Origin of the sequence: Pseudomonas xantholysinigenes, assembly GCF_014268885.2 — a bacterium.
Classification (GTDB): Bacteria; Pseudomonadota; Gammaproteobacteria; order Pseudomonadales; family Pseudomonadaceae; genus Aquipseudomonas; species Aquipseudomonas xantholysinigenes.
In genome coordinates this window covers 3226687-3240989 of sequence record NZ_CP077095.1, presented here as the reverse complement: position 1 = coordinate 3240989, position 14303 = coordinate 3226687, and the positions used below count along the sequence as shown (strand labels likewise).

The window sequence follows — 14303 nt, the reverse complement described above, 5'->3', positions numbered from 1 at the left end:
GGATCTGTGCAACTGTAGACCATGGCCTGCGGGTTGCCGGCGAAGCCGGTGTCTCCTGAATCAGCCCGGCATGCCATCTACCCGTGGCCGGGTCAGGATCGGCAGGTAGTGCCACAAGAAGATGAGCAACGCGCCACTGCCGAGTAATACCGACAACTCCAGCGCCAGGGACGTGAACGGTACCACCAGCACCCGGGCCAGCGCCGCCAGCTGGATCAGCGCAAACGCCCAGCCAATGCTGCGCGGCACCTGCAGCGGGCGCCCGGTATGGCCCAGGCTGACCCGCGCCATCATCGCCACGATCAGCCCGGTCATCGCGCCCACCGTCAGGGCATGGGTCGCCAAACTCGGGTTGATCGCCACCCCGGCATGCCACAGGGCCAGCCCCAGGCAGGCCGGTATCAGCCAGGCGTAGGCCAGGTGCAGCGACCACAGCAGCGGTACTCGCCACAGGCCGCGGTCGTGCCACAACACCAGGCGCGCGCCATGCAACAGCGCCAGGGCGGCAAACAGCAGCGCCATCGGTGGCTGCGGTCGGTCATTGAGGCCGACCACGTAGCTGAGCGGCAGCGCCACGCTGCAGGCCAGGCAGGCTCGGTCCAGCCAGGGCCGCGCAGGTGTCGGGCTCAGGTTGCCCAGGCCGCGGCGGGTGAAGAACGGGATCACCCGGCCGCCCAGCACGCTCATCATCGCCGCCACCAGCCACAGCCCGGCGAGCACGCCGCGGCGTTGCCAGGTTTCGTTCTGAGTCAGCCAACCGGCCAGGGTCAGCCACTGGCAGGCGCCGATCAGCAGCACCAGGATGACGATCGGGTAGTTGTTGCGCAGGCGTCGCCGGATGATCGGCCTGGCCAGGGCCAAGGCCACCAGCGGCAAGAAGGCACCCTGGATCAACAGTATCAGCCAGGCCGGCAGGAGCAGGAACCAGCTGGCCCGGCCCAGCAGCCAGAGTAGAAACAGGCCTTGCAACGGTCGACCGCCGAGGCCGGGGATGCCGCTCCAGTTCTGTACCGCGGTCAGTAGGAAACCGGCAATGATGGCGGCGGCGAAGCCGAACAGCATCTCGTGCCGGTGCCAGGCCAGCATGCCTCCGGGTGGGTTGGGCTGCAGCGCGCCGACCAGCACGCCGGCCCACAGCAGCAAGGCGAGCAGGGCAAACAGGCTGCCGCCAAGGAAGAAGGGACGGAACCCTAGTGCCCAGAGTGCCTGGCGCGGACGAGCGGTAACGGGCTGGACGAGCATGACGGGACCTTGGTTCGATCAGAAAGGTTGAATGGGGTACCATCACGAAGCGTGCCATCGGCTAAACCCTTTAATATCAAGGCAATGGCACTGTCGTGAGTCATTATGACTCTAAGGTTTGTAGTCATTTTGACATTGACTGCTGTCAATAAGACTCGCTTTGCACGGCCTTGGCTTTAACCTCGCCAGGTCGCTTCGCTACAGGATCCCCGTTGTGACCGATCTTCTGCGCAACCCGCTGCTGCAATACCTCGCCCGCCTGGCGCCCTCCAGCCAGTTGACCATGCGCTACATCCTCCAGGATGCCGCCGACCGCCTGGGCTTCGTCGACTGCGATATCGCCGAGGTGCCTTGGCATCATCTCGAGCCCGGCCATGTGATTGCCTTGGTGGCGGCGTTGCGTGCCGACGGTTATGCGCCCAATACCTCGTCGCTGTACGTCAATGCCGTGCGGGGGGTGATGAACGAGGCGTGGCGCCAGGGCCTGATCGAACATGAGCAACTGCTGAAGATTCGCGAGATCAAACCGGCCAGCGGCAGCCGCCTGCCGCCGGGGCGCAACCTGCGCCGCAGCTTGATCCGCGAGTTGATGGACGTCTGCGCCGCCGACCCACGTCCGCAGGGCGTGCGCGATGCGGCGATCCTGGCGCTGCTGTACGGCACCGGCATGCGCAAATCGGAGTCGGTGGATGTAGACCTGGCCCAGGTGGATTTCCAGGAGCGCTGTGTGCAGGTGCTGGCCAAGGGCAATCGCCAGTTGATCAAGTACGCCCCGGCCTGGGCCTTCGACAAACTGCAGGCCTGGCTCGACCTGCGGCGTCAGCACCTGGCCGAGGGTGAGCGCGACGATAGCTTCCTGTTCAACCGCATCCGCCGTGGCAGTCATATCACCCGGGCACGGATCACCAAGCACGCCATCTACTACATCGCCCGCCAGCGCGGGGCGCAGGTCGGCGCGAAGATCATGCCCCATGATTTCCGTCGGGCGTTCATTACCCGGGTGATCGAGGAGCACGACCTGTCGATCGCGCAGAAACTGGCGCATCACGCCAATATCCAGACCACCGCCGGCTATGACCGGCGCGACGACAACGAGCGACGGCGGGCGGTGGAGCGCTTCGACTACTGAGCCGCCGCACAAGCCTCAGTGGATGCTCGAGGCCAATTCGAAGATCGGCATGTACATCAGGATCACGATCAGCCCGATCAGCAGGCCGATGAAGGTCATCAGCAGCGGCTCGAACAATTTCACGAACCATTCCACCCAGCGGCCGATCTCCTGGTCGTGGAAGTCGGCGCAACGCTCGAGCATCTCGCCCAGGTTGCCCGACTGCTCCCCGGCGCGCAGCAGGCGCAACGACACGGGGGTCACCAGTTGCCCGGCCTCCAGCGCGTCCGACAACGCCAGGCCTTCAGCGACGCGCCGGGTGGCGTGCTCGAGGCCTTCGCTGGCGGCGCTGCCGAGCAGGCCTCGGGCCATGCCCAGGGCCGTGAGGATGGGGATGCCGCCCTGCAGGAGAATCCCCAGCGAGCGATAGAAACGCGCCAACTCGTACATCACCAGGCGGTGCTGCAAGGCTGGAATGCGCCGCAGCTGGCGGCTGGCCCAGCGCCGCACGGCGGGATGGCGGCGCAGGGCGACCAGGGCGCCGATGCCGGCGAGGCTGGCCAACCCCAGAGGCAGCTGCTGCGCGTGCAGGAACAGGCCAATCTGCATCAATACCCGCGACATCCAGGGCAGTTCGCTGCCCATGCCCTCGAACACCAGGCTGAAGCGCGGCACCACGTAACCCAGCAGGAACAGCACCACGCCGCCGCCGACCAGCAACAGCAGCACGGGGTAGACCGAGGCGCCGACCAGCTTCTGGCGCACCAGGTCGAGCCGCTGGCGATAGCCGATGTAGCGGGCCAGGGCGTCACCCAGCGCGCCGGTGCGCTCGCTGGATTGCACCAGGGCCACGTACAAGGCGGGGAACACCTGGGGCTGCTGGCTCAGGGCCTGGGACAGCGAGCGCCCCTCGTAGAGCTGGCGTACCAGCTGCTCGAGGGTCTTGCGCGCGGTACCGCCGGGGGCTTTCTCGGCGAGGCTTTCCAGGGCGTCGATCAACGGCAGGCCCGCGGTGAGCAGGGTGCCGAGCTCCTGGCTGAACAGCACCAGGTCGAAGGCCGCGGCGCGGCGCCTGAGGCCCAGGCCACGGCTGCGCACGCTGAGTACGCGCAAACCCTGATCCTCGGCCTGGCGTCGGGCCTGGTCGATGTCCTCGGCCTCCACCTGGAGTTGCACCACGCCCTGGCTGCCCAGGGCCTTGAGCTGATAGCGCATGGCCGGGCTCCTCATTGCCAGCTGGTGATCTCGGCATTCTCCCCGTCACCGCCGGGCTGGCCGTCCTTGCCCATGGACAGCAGGTCGTATTCGCCGCCATTTTCGCCGGGTTGCTTGTAGATGTAGGGGCGACCCCACGGGTCCTGGGGCACGGCCTTCTGCAGGTAGGGGCCGGACCAGCGTGCTTCGCCGCTGGGCGCGGCCACCAGCGCCTGCAGGCCTTGCTCGCTGCTGGGGTAATGGCCGACTTCCAGGCGGTACAGGTCCAGGGCCTTGCCCAGGCCCTCGATCTGCGCCCGCGCCACCTTGGCCTCGGAACGACCCAACTGGCTGAAGTACTTGGGCGCGACGATGCCGGCCAGCAGGCCGAGCACCACCAGCACCACCAACAGTTCGAGCAGGGTGAAGCCACGTTGCAGAGTGTTGTTGCGGCGCATGGTGAATCCTCCGTTGCAGGGGCGGGCATGCTGCATCGGCTGCCATGCAACAGCCGTGCACGTCTGCCTCGGGCCCTTGCACGAAGCACGATGGCAAGCGGCACGCAGCTTGCGTCACCGCTGCAAAGCCCGGCTTCGCGGGGCATTTTCCCCAATAGTGGGGCCACACGGCGGGGAGGCGACCGACATGCGTGGACTGATCCTGGGATTGACCGGGCTGGTGGCGGGGCTGGTGGCGCTGGACGCCCCGGCCGATGTGTACATCTCCAGCGACGGCAAGGGCGGCTTTGTGCTGTCCAATGTGCATCGGCCAGGACGGCACTATGATCGGGTAATCAGCGAGGCCGGCAGCGCCGGCGCGCCGGCCAATGCGCAACTGGTCACCGGGCGGCCCTATGCCGACGTGGTGGCTGCCGCCGCGTTGGCCAGCGATGTGCCGCAGGCGCTGTTGCATGCGCTGATCAAGGCCGAGTCCGGCTACAACCCCAAGGCGCGTTCGGCCAAGGGCGCGGCCGGGCTGATGCAACTGATGCCGGACACGGCGAAGGAGATGGGCGTCAAGGATGTGCTCGACCCCGAGGCCAATGTGCGCGGCGGTGCCCGCTATCTCAAGCGTATGTTGACCTTGTTCGACAACGACATCACCCTGGCGGTGGCCGCCTACAATGCCGGGCCGGATGCGGTGTTGAGTCGGGGACGGGTAGTGCCGCCGTTCGCCGAGACCCAGCGCTATGTACCGACGGTGTTGCGCGAGTATCGACTGCTGCGCGGGCTGGCCGAGGATTCGCCGTTGTGATCAGGGTGTTCGATGCCAGCCTTGAGCGGCCGGGTGGCGCCAACACGACCATTAGCCGCCCGGGGCCCCATGGACTCCCCGACTCTGGGCTATAACCTGTAGAGGTGCCCAGCCGCGGAGCCCGCCATGGACCTCGCCCCTCGTCCCGATACCGCCGTGCCCGCCGCCGATCCCAGCGCGGCGCCCAGGCCGTTCAACCTGCTGCGCTGGTACGCCTGGGTCAGCCTGGCGATCATCGTCTCGGTGGCAGTGGGCCTGGGCCTGATCTCCAGCCGCTTCATCATCCACGAGAGCGTCGAGCGCGACGCGCTGCTCACAGCCCAGTTCATCACCTCCATCGCCGATGCCGAGGTGCGTCATGTGTCGATCCCTAATGTGCGCACCATGGGTGAACTGCTCGATCCGCGCACCGACCATGGCATGCCGGATGTCGACCCCGAGGCCCGGCGCAAGGCCCGCGGCGAGTTCCTCGACCACATCGCCCACCTGCCGGACATGCTCTTGGCCAATATCTACGCCCCGGACCGCACGGTGATCTGGTCGAGCAACCCCGCCCTGATCGGCCACCTGATCGAGTCGGACGACGACCTCGACCGGGCCTTCGAATACAAGATGCGGGTGTCGGCCAGCTACCATGACTTCGAACAGGCGCGCAGCGAGCAGAAGTTCGTCACCCCACCCGAGCAGTTGTTCATCGAGAACTACATCCCGCTGTTCGATGCCGATGGCGAGAATGTCACGGCCATGGTCGAGATCTACAAGGAGCCCCACGACCTGATCGTGCGCATCGAGCATGGCTTGATGCTGATCTGGCTGGCCATCGCGGTGGGGGCGGGGCTGGTCTATATCGGGCTGTACGGCATCATGCGCCGGGCCGCGCGGGTGATGGCGGTGCAACAGAGGCGTCTGATCGGTAGCGAGACCTTCGTGGCCCTGGGTGAAGTGTCCTCGGCGGTGGCCCACAGCTTGCGCAATCCCCTGGCCAGCATTCGTTCCAGCGCCGAGTTGGCCCAGGCATTCGACGAAGGGCCGGCGCAGAAGAACATCAACGACATCATCAACCAGGTCGACCGCATGTCGCAGTGGGTGCGCGAGCTGCTGCAGTCGTTGCGTCCGCTCAATGACGAAGCACAGCCCGTGGATGTGGCCCAGGTGCTGGACGACAGCTTGCAGGCATTTGCCGCGACGCTTACCCGTGGCGGGTTCCGCCTGTCCGTGGCCGAGGTGCCGCGGGTGCAGGTGCTGGGGCACCCCGCGTTACTGGGGCAGATCTTCAGCAGCCTGATCGCCAACGCGTTGGAGTCGATGGAGCCGGGCGGCGAACTGCGGATCGAGGTGGTGCGGCATGACCGGCGGGGCTTGACCTTGCGTGTGTCGGACACCGGCAAGGGCATGAGCGAGCAGCAGCAGCGCCTGGCTTTCCGGCCATTCTTCACCACCAAGCAGGGCGGCCTTGGGGTTGGGCTGGTACTGGTCAAGCGAATCATGGAGCGCTTCGGAGGCTCGGTGAGACTGAGTAGTCGTGCAGGGGTGGGGACCCGGGTTTCGTTGAGTTTCAGGGTGGCCAAGATATAAAGCTTTTTATCTAATTTATCGTGCAAGTTGTTGAAAAAATTGGTTTTTAATATTTTTTGGTGGTTTTACCCGTTTGTGGGGAATTTTTCGCTAATTGACATTAGGAAGCTAATTTAACTTGTTGTTGTAAAATGTTTTTTTGTTTTTTTGTTCGTGCTGGCCAGCTTTTTGCTATACCTCATCAAGGCCGATAGGTTGTGACTTCCGTCATGATCCTCTGCCATACATTTGCTACCTCGGGTAGCGACGGCGTGCCGGTGTTTTTCACCGGCTTCCAGGCGGGAACGACGCGATGCAGACGCTCGAACACCAAGCCTCCGACAAGACCACCCCAGCCGCCAGCGGCCTGGCCGTGCCGTTGCACGAGTTCAATCTGCTGCGTTGGTTCTCGCTGGTCAGCCTGCTGATCATCGCGGCAGTGGCCGGTGGCCTGGGTTACGTATCGACGCGCTTCGTGGTGCGCGACAGCGTCGAGCGCGATGCCATGCTCACCGCCCAGTTCATCCAGGCCATGGCCCAGGCCGAGGTACGCCATTCGCAGTTGCCGCCGGGGGTGACCATGGGCGAGCTGCTCGACCCACGCCTGGACCAGCAGCACCTGCAGTTCACCCCGCAACTGGCCGAAGCCACCCGCGTGGAGTTTCTCGATCATGTCGAACACTTGCCCGACACCCTGCTGGCCAATGTCTATGCCCGGGATCGCACGGTGGTGTGGTCGACTAACCCACACCTGATAGGTCAGCGTATCGAGGAGGATGACGACCTCGAGCAGGCCTTCCGCTCGCGCAAGTCGGTGTCGGCCAGCTACCACAAGGCCGACGAGGACCGTGAGGAGCAGAAGTTCCAGCGTGAACCCCGGCACCTGTTCATCGAGAACTACATCCCGCTGTTCGACAGCCAGGGCGAGCAGGTGCTGAGCATGGTCGAGATCTACAAGGAGCCCCAGGACCTGGTGCGGCGCATCCACCGGGGCTATGTGCTGATCTGGGCCTCGACCCTGGTGGGCGGTGCATTGATCTACTTTGGCTTGTTCTGGATCGTGCGCCGTGCCGCCAGCCTGCTGCGCCATCAGCAGGACCGGCTGGTGGCCAGCGAAACCTACGTGGCCCTGGGCGAGATGTCCTCGGCGGTCGCCCACAGCTTGCGCAATCCGCTGGCCAATATCCGCTCCAGCGCCGAGCTGGCGCAAGACATCGCCAGCCCGGCGGCGCAGAAGAACATCGGCGACATCATTACCCAGGTCGACCGCATGTCGCGCTGGGTCCGCGACCTGCTGGTGTCGCTGCGCCCGACCAGCGACGAGCCCGAGGCGGTGGACCTGGTGGCCGCCCTGGAGGACACCCGGCAGACCTTCGCCCTGCAGATCGAGCGCAACCAAGTGCGTTTCAGCTTCGACGGTCCAGTGGCGCAGTGGGTGGCCAGCCAGCCACTGCAACTGACGCAGATCCTCAACAGCCTGTTCGCCAATGCCCTGGAAGCCATGCCCAAGGGCGGCGAGCTGCGTGCCGAAGTACGCCAGCTGGAGAGCCAGCAGGTGCAACTGCAACTGAGCGATACCGGCAAGGGCATGAGCGAGCAGCAGCGACGCATGGTGTTCAAGCCGTTCTTCACCACCAAGCAGGGTGGACTCGGTGTTGGCCTGGCCCTGGTTAAACGAATCATGGAACGCTTTGGCGGCGCGGTCGAACTGACCAGTCGCGAAGAGGAAGGAACCCGCGTCAGTCTGACTTTCAATATCGCAGCGGGAGGGGACCATGGAACACAGCATCCTGGTGGTCGAGGATGATGAAATCCTTGCCGAGAATATTCGTACCTACCTGAGCCTCAAGGGCTTCGAGGTCATGGTGTGCCACAGCGCCGAGCTGGCGCTGGAGCAAATCAAGCGCGTCCAGCCTGATGCGGTGCTGACCGACAACTCGCTGCCGGGCATGAGTGGCCACGACCTGCTGCGCGCCCTGGTGGCCCAGGCCCCGGAGCTGAAGGTGATCATGATGACCGGCTATGGCAACGTCGAAGACGCCGTGCTGGCCATGAAGGAGGGCGCTTTTCACTACCTGACCAAACCGGTGGTGCTGGCCGAGCTGAAGCTGATGCTGGACAAGGCCCTGGCCACCGAGCGCATGGAGCGTACGCTGTCGTTCTACCAGGAGCGCGAGGCACAGAGGTCGGGCCTGCAAGCGTTGATCGGCGAGTCGCCGGCGATGCTCGAACTCAAGCACACCCTGCGCCAGTTGCTTGCCGCCGAGCAGCGCATGACCAGTGGTGATCTGCCGCCGGTACTGGTCGAAGGCGAGACCGGCACCGGCAAGGAGCTGGTAGCCCGGGCCCTGCACTTCGACGGTAGTCGGGCCAAGGGGCCGTTCATCGAGTTCAACTGCGCGTCGATCCCGGCCAACTTGCTGGAGGCCGAGTTGTTCGGCCATGAAAAAGGCGCCTTCACCGATGCCAAGGAGCGTCGCGTGGGCCTGGTCGAAGCAGCCGATGGTGGCACCTTGTTCCTCGACGAGATCGGCGAAATGGACCTGGTGCTGCAGGCCAAGCTGCTCAAGTTGCTGGAGGATCGCACTATCCGCCGTATTGGCGCGGTCAAGGAACGCAAGGTCGACTTGCGGGTGATCAGTGCCACCAACTGCAACCTGGAGCAGATGGTGCAACAGGGCAAGTTCCGTCGTGACCTGTTCTTCCGCCTGCGCATCATCGCCTTGAAAGTGCCGCGCCTGTATGCCCGTGGCCAGGACATCCTGCGCCTGGCGCGGCATTTCCTGGCCCACCACGGGCGCCGCTATGGCAAACCGAACCTGCGGTTCTCCGCCGAGGCCGAGGCGCTGATGCTTGGCTACAGTTGGCCAGGCAATGTGCGCGAGCTGCGTAACATGCTCGAGCAGACCGTGCTGCTGGCGCCCAGTGAGGTAATCGGCGCGCACCAGCTGAACCTGTGCATGACCCTGGTCGACGAGCCGATGCTACAGCCTGCGCCGATGGCGGTGTACGAGGCGCACCGCCATGAACCGGAGGCGACTGGCAGCTTGCCGGACATGGAGCGCGACATGGTCTGCCGGACGCTGGACCGCACCGACTGGAATGTCACCAAGTCGGCCCGATTGCTGGGCCTTTCGCGGGACATGCTGCGCTACAAGATCGAGAAACTCGGGCTGAGTCGACCGGACAAGCGCCAGTGGTGACCAGTCCAGCGCGCCCCCTGTAGGAGCGGCCTTGTGCCGCGAAAGGGCCGCACAGCGGCCCCACATGTTTAGCTTTGCCGCGAAGGTCGCTGGGGCCGCTGGACGGCCCTTTCGCGGCGCAAGGCCGCTCCTACAGGAGGGCGTAAAAGGGGTTAAGGCTTGCCCGTGCTGCCTGCCCCATCGCCACCACGCCCCATCCCCTCCGAACCGCTGCCGTCCATCCCCGGCAGGTCGCGATCATCGTTCTGCTCGGCCGGCGGACTTTCCGGGTCATTGCCCTTGATCCGCGGGTCGGTATCGCGCGGCATGGGCTTCTCGATTGGATTGAGGGTGCTATCGACCCCCGGCTGTGGCGCCGGATTGTGCGGATCGTCTGGGTAGGTGGCGCCAGTGCCGACGGCCAAGGCCAGGGGCGAGGCGAGCAGGGCGGCGAGGAGGAAGGCGTGTTTCATGGGGCAGGCTCCTTTGCGACGGAGAAAGCGGCCCTGCCTGCGCAGGGCCTCTGTCTCACTTGGGCCTGTGGCCCGTCAGCAAGGTGCCATCATGGCGACCGACGGTCACACCACCATCGACAGCAACATGATGAAGATGATGCCGACCACCGAGAGGATGGTTTCCATCATGCTCCAGGTCTTGAAAGTCTCAGCCACGGTCATGTTGAAGTATTGCTTGACCAGCCAGAACCCGGCGTCGTTGACGTGGGACAGGATCAGCGAACCGGCGCCGGTGGCCAGCACCAGCAGTTCACGGTTCACGCCGGGGACCAGGTCGATCACCGGGGCGACGATACCCGCGCCGGTGATGGTGGCCACGGTCGCCGAACCGGTGGCGATGCGGATCACCGCTGCCACCAGCCAGGCCAGCAGGATCGGCGAGATTTCGGCCTGCACCGCCATCTGCCCGATCACGTTGCCGACACCGGTGTCCACCAGCATCTGCTTGAAGCCGCCGCCGGCGCCGACGATCAGCACGATGGCCGCGGTGGGCGCCAGGCTCTGGTCGAGCATCTTCATGATCTGCTGGCGGTTGAAGCCGCGCGCCGAACCGAAGGTGTAGAAGGCCAGCAGCAGGGCAGCGAGCAGGGCGGTGATCGGGTGGCCGATCAGGTCCATCCACTGGCGCACGATGTGCTCGGCGGGCAGTACCACGTCGGCGAAGGTCTTGAGCAGCATCAGCGCCACCGGCAGCAGCACGGTGATCAGGGTCACGCTGAAGCTCGGCAGGTTCTGCTGGTCCGACTCGCGGGCGATCTGGTCCATCAGCTCCTGGGACGGGTTGCCCGGGATGTAGCGCGAGATGAAGTTACCGAACAAGGGGCCGGCGATAATCGCAGTGGGCAGGGCCACCAGCAGGCCATAGAAGATGGTCTTGCCGATATCGGCGTGGAAGATGCCGATCGCCAGCAACGGGCCCGGGTGCGGCGGCACCAGGCCGTGGACCACGGACAGGCCGGCCAGCAGCGGGATGCCGATCTTCACCAGCGACACGCCGGAGCGGCGGGCGACGATGAACACCAGCGGGATCAGCAGCACGAAGCCGATCTCGAAGAACAGCGGGATGCCCACCAGGAAAGCGGCGAACATCATTGCCCAGTGCACCTTCTGCTTGCCGAAGGCGCGGATCAATGTCTGCGCGATCTGGTCGGCGCCGCCGGAGTCGGCCATCAGCTTGCCGAGCATGGTGCCCAGGGCCAGGACGATGCCGACGAAGCCGAGCACGCCGCCGAAGCCGTCCTGGAACGACTTCATCACCTTGGCCACCGGCATGCCGGAGGTCAGGCCGAGAAAGCCCGCGGCCAGGGTCAGGGCGACGAAGGGGTGGACCTTGAAATGGGTGATCAGCAGGATGAGCCCGACGATGGTGACCAGTGCGTCGAGCAACAGGAAAGTATCGGTAGCCAGTCCGAACATGGTTCGTGAACCTCGGTCTTTTCGTTGTTGTTTTGGTGTCGCGTGTCTTGCGTCATTGCGTCTTGAGAGGCATGTAGACAGCGCTGTCTTTGGTGAGCTGGAAAAACCGCCGGATCAGGCAGTCCGCGCCAGCCCCTGCTCACCGCAAGGCTTTAGCCATTGGTGCACGTCCTCGGCCAGCGTAATCAGCGGGCGGGTGGCATCCAGGGCCAGGGTCAGGGGTTCGGCGTGCGGCGGCTCCAGCGCGGCGAACTGGCTGTCGATCAGGCTGGCCGGCATGAAGTGGCCGGGACGGGCCAGTACGCGCTTCTCGGCTTCCTGCGGGGTCAGTTCAAGGAACACGAAGCACAGTCCGGGCACAGCCTGGCGCAGGGTTTCGCGGTAGCGGCGCTTGAGGGCCGAGCAGGTCAGGATCGGACGCTCGCCAGCGGCCAGGGTGTCTTGCAGCTCCTGGCCCAGGCGCACCAGCCAGCCGGCGCGGTCGTCGTCGTCCAGGGGAATGCCGGCACTCATCTTGGCGATGTTCGCGGCAGGGTGGAAGGCATCGCCTTCGATCAGGCGGCCGCCGCTGCGGGTGGCGATGGCGGCGCCAACGCTGCTCTTGCCGCAGCCGGCCACGCCCATGACCACGATCGCGGACAGGGAAGGGTTCATCTGTACCTCCTGCTGGGTGAGATAGCGCTGTCTTGGCCGGGACAAGCCGAAAGTCGTGCGCCACCCTCCCGGGTGTTATTGATCTTGTCTTTGGCAGTATGGACGCTGAACGCATGCCTGCTACCAAGATTGCATTGCCTGCATTCAGAGACAGCGCTACCTTAGTGACCGTTCCCCATTCCTGCAAGTGATAAAATTACAACTCACATGTCCCGCACAGGCTCGCGCACTACCGGTCGTCCCACCCTGGCTGAAGTCGCCAGGCTTTCCGGGGTTTCCCCCATCACTGCCTCCCGCGCCCTGCGCGGCGTCAGCACGGTCGCGCCGGAACTGGCGCAGAAGGTCATGGCCGCGGCGGCCAGCCTGGGCTATGTCGCCAACCCGGCGGCGCGCGCGCTGGCCTCGGCGCGCAGCCAGTCGGTGGTGGTGCTGATCCCGTCACTGTCCAACCAGCTGTTCATCGACACCCTCGAGGCCATCCACGAGGTGATGCGCCCCCGCGGCCTGGAAGTGCTGATCGGCAACTACCACTACGACACCGCCGAGGAAGAGAACCTGATCCGCAACTACCTGGCATACCAGCCGTGCGGCATCCTGCTGACCGGTTTCGAGCGCAGCGAAGCATCGCGGCAGATGCTGGCGGCCAGCCAGGTGCCCTGCGTGCACATGATGGAACTCGGCGGGGAGGCGGGCGCCTTGTCGGTCGGTTTCTCCCAGCACGAGGCCGGACGCGCGGCGGCACGTCATCTGATCGAACGGGGGCGGCGACGCCTGGGCTTCATCGCTGCGCAGTTGGATCCACGGGTGATGCAGCGGGCCGAGGGGTTCCGCCAGGCGCTGGCCGAAGCCGGTCTGCAAGCCCCCGAACTGGAGATGCTCGATCCGCTACCGTCCTCGATTGGCCTGGGTGGGGAGCTGTTCAGCCGGCTGCTGGCCCGCGCGCCGGATGTCGATGGCATCTTCTTCTGCAACGACGACCTGGCCCAGGGCGCTATTCTGCAAGCTTTGCGTCAAGGGGTCGAAGTACCTCGCCAGGTGGCGATGGTCGGCTTCAACGATTTGCCGGCTTCTGCGCACATGGTGCCGCGTCTGACCTCTATTCGCACGCCGCGGGCGGCGGTCGGCCGAGGCGCGGCGCAGGCGTTGTTGGGGATGCTCGATGGCAAGCGTGGAGCGGATGGACAGCAGGACCTGGGATTCGAGTTGGTGGTACGCGAGAGTTCCTGAACCCATGGGGCCGGCGGGCCGCTGCCACCGACCACCGTGCCTGGTTCGTCAGCATGGTTGGCTCCTGCTGGGCAGGGGCCAGATCACCCGCTGAAAACCACCAGACAAACGGCCACAAATATCTAATCCAAAAGTGATATCAGATCGCTTGCACGGCGAAAACGCCGATCTATGCTCAGGTTCATCCCAGAGCAGAAGGAGCCTCGGCTCATGTTCGAATACCATCGCAAGTCCGATCTGGTCGAGATCCAGCGCTGCCGCCAGGCCTTGGCGGGCATGGAGGCGAAGCTGGCGGCGATCAGCCGTTCCATGGCGATGATCGAGTTCGCGCCGGACGGCACGATCCTCGACGTGAACGAGCATTTCTGCAACACCATGGGCTACAGCGCCGACGAGATCCGTGGCAAGCACCACCGTATCTTCTGCGACCCGGCCTATGCCAAGAGCGCCGAATACCAGCAACTTTGGCGTGAGCTGGGGCAGGGCAAGGCCATCAGCGGTACCTTCGAACGCCTCGACAAGGCTGGCCGCGAAGTCTGGTTGGAGGCCAGCTACATGCCGGTGATCGACGAGCGCCAGCAGGTCACCAGCGTGATCAAGGTGGCCTCCGACATTACCCGTCATGTCAATGAAGAGCACGAGAGCGAAAGCCTGCTCAAGGCCATCGGTCGCTCCATGGCGGTGATCGAGTTCACCCCGGCGGGGCGGGTGATCAAGGCCAACCAGAACTTCCTCGATACCATGGGCTATCGCCTGGACGAGGTGGTGGGCCGTCACCACGGCCTGTTTTGCCTGCCCCATGAACGCGAGTCGGCGCAGTACCGCGATTTCTGGGCTTCGCTCAACCGTGGCGAGTACCATTCGCATCGCTTCGAGCGGGTCAACAAGCAGGGCCAGACCGTCTATCTGGAGGCGTCCTATAACCCGATCTTCGACAACAAGGGGCGCCTTTATAAA

12 protein-coding genes and 1 pseudogene are annotated in these 14303 nt (G+C 64.9%); 7 read left to right on the top strand and 6 right to left on the bottom strand.

What is annotated here, in order from left to right; translation table 11 throughout:
- Positions 1–60: 60 nt before the first annotated feature.
- Complete coding sequence (locus tag HU772_RS14335) at positions 61–1242, bottom strand: NnrS family protein (RefSeq protein ID WP_186654459.1); 1182 nt, start codon at positions 1240–1242, stop codon at positions 61–63.
- A gap of 214 nt (positions 1243–1456) precedes the next feature.
- On the opposite strand from HU772_RS14335, the gene HU772_RS14330 reads away from it, so the two are divergent.
- Positions 1457–2371, top strand: a complete 915-nt coding sequence (locus tag HU772_RS14330) for a site-specific integrase (RefSeq protein WP_186654471.1) — start codon at positions 1457–1459, stop codon at positions 2369–2371.
- A gap of 15 nt (positions 2372–2386) precedes the next feature.
- Here the strand turns inward: HU772_RS14330 and HU772_RS14325 are convergent, their stop codons facing one another.
- Positions 2387–3565: a type II secretion system F family protein gene (locus HU772_RS14325; protein WP_186654476.1), complete on the bottom strand. Its 1179-nt coding sequence runs from the start codon at positions 3563–3565 to the stop codon at positions 2387–2389.
- 11 nt (positions 3566–3576) lie between these two features.
- On the bottom strand, positions 3577–4002 hold the full coding sequence (gene gspG / locus HU772_RS14320) for a type II secretion system major pseudopilin GspG (RefSeq protein WP_186654492.1): 426 nt from the start codon (positions 4000–4002) through the stop codon (positions 3577–3579).
- Positions 4003–4189: 187 nt separating this feature from the next.
- On the opposite strand from gspG, the gene HU772_RS14315 reads away from it, so the two are divergent.
- The 4 genes from HU772_RS14315 to HU772_RS14300 all read left to right on the top strand — a co-directional run bounded on the left by HU772_RS14315 (position 4190) and on the right by HU772_RS14300 (position 9555).
- The gene (locus HU772_RS14315) at positions 4190–4798 is read left to right on the top strand and encodes a lytic transglycosylase domain-containing protein (protein ID WP_186654496.1); all 609 of its coding nucleotides are present in this window, start codon (positions 4190–4192) and stop codon (positions 4796–4798) included.
- A 126-nt stretch (positions 4799–4924) separates the two neighbouring features.
- A complete protein-coding gene (locus tag HU772_RS14310; RefSeq protein ID WP_186654502.1) occupies positions 4925–6373 on the top strand; it encodes a sensor histidine kinase in 1449 nt (482 codons plus the stop codon).
- Positions 6374–6665: 292 nt separating this feature from the next.
- Positions 6666–8159: a sensor histidine kinase gene (locus HU772_RS14305; RefSeq protein WP_186654509.1), complete on the top strand. Its 1494-nt coding sequence runs from the start codon at positions 6666–6668 to the stop codon at positions 8157–8159.
- Positions 8128–9555: a sigma-54-dependent transcriptional regulator gene (locus HU772_RS14300; RefSeq protein WP_186654512.1), complete on the top strand. Its 1428-nt coding sequence runs from the start codon at positions 8128–8130 to the stop codon at positions 9553–9555. The genes HU772_RS14305 and HU772_RS14300 overlap by 32 nt, the downstream gene beginning before the upstream one ends.
- Positions 9556–9707: 152 nt before the next feature.
- Here the strand turns inward: HU772_RS14300 and HU772_RS14295 are convergent, their stop codons facing one another.
- From HU772_RS14295 to HU772_RS14285, 3 genes are all read right to left on the bottom strand, one after another.
- Positions 9708–10007 (bottom strand): hypothetical protein, encoded by a 300-nt coding sequence (locus tag HU772_RS14295; RefSeq protein ID WP_186654517.1) that lies wholly within the window; start codon positions 10005–10007, stop codon positions 9708–9710.
- Between the two features lie 105 nt (positions 10008–10112).
- Complete coding sequence (locus tag HU772_RS14290) at positions 10113–11465, bottom strand: GntP family permease (RefSeq protein ID WP_186654520.1); 1353 nt, start codon at positions 11463–11465, stop codon at positions 10113–10115.
- Positions 11466–11579: 114 nt separating this feature from the next.
- Positions 11580–12119, bottom strand: a complete 540-nt coding sequence (locus tag HU772_RS14285) for a gluconokinase (RefSeq protein ID WP_186654526.1) — start codon at positions 12117–12119, stop codon at positions 11580–11582.
- 207 nt (positions 12120–12326) lie between these two features.
- Between HU772_RS14285 and gntR the strand changes: the two genes are divergently transcribed.
- Together gntR and HU772_RS25290 are read left to right on the top strand one after the other, a co-directional pair.
- Positions 12327–13346, top strand: coding sequence for an HTH-type transcriptional regulator GntR (gene gntR, locus HU772_RS14280; protein ID WP_186654530.1), 1020 nt, complete (start codon positions 12327–12329; stop codon positions 13344–13346).
- A gap of 171 nt (positions 13347–13517) precedes the next feature.
- Positions 13518–14291 (top strand): annotated as a pseudogene (locus tag HU772_RS25290) (PAS domain-containing protein); the annotation flags it as partial.
- Between the last annotated feature and the right edge of the window lie 12 nt (positions 14292–14303).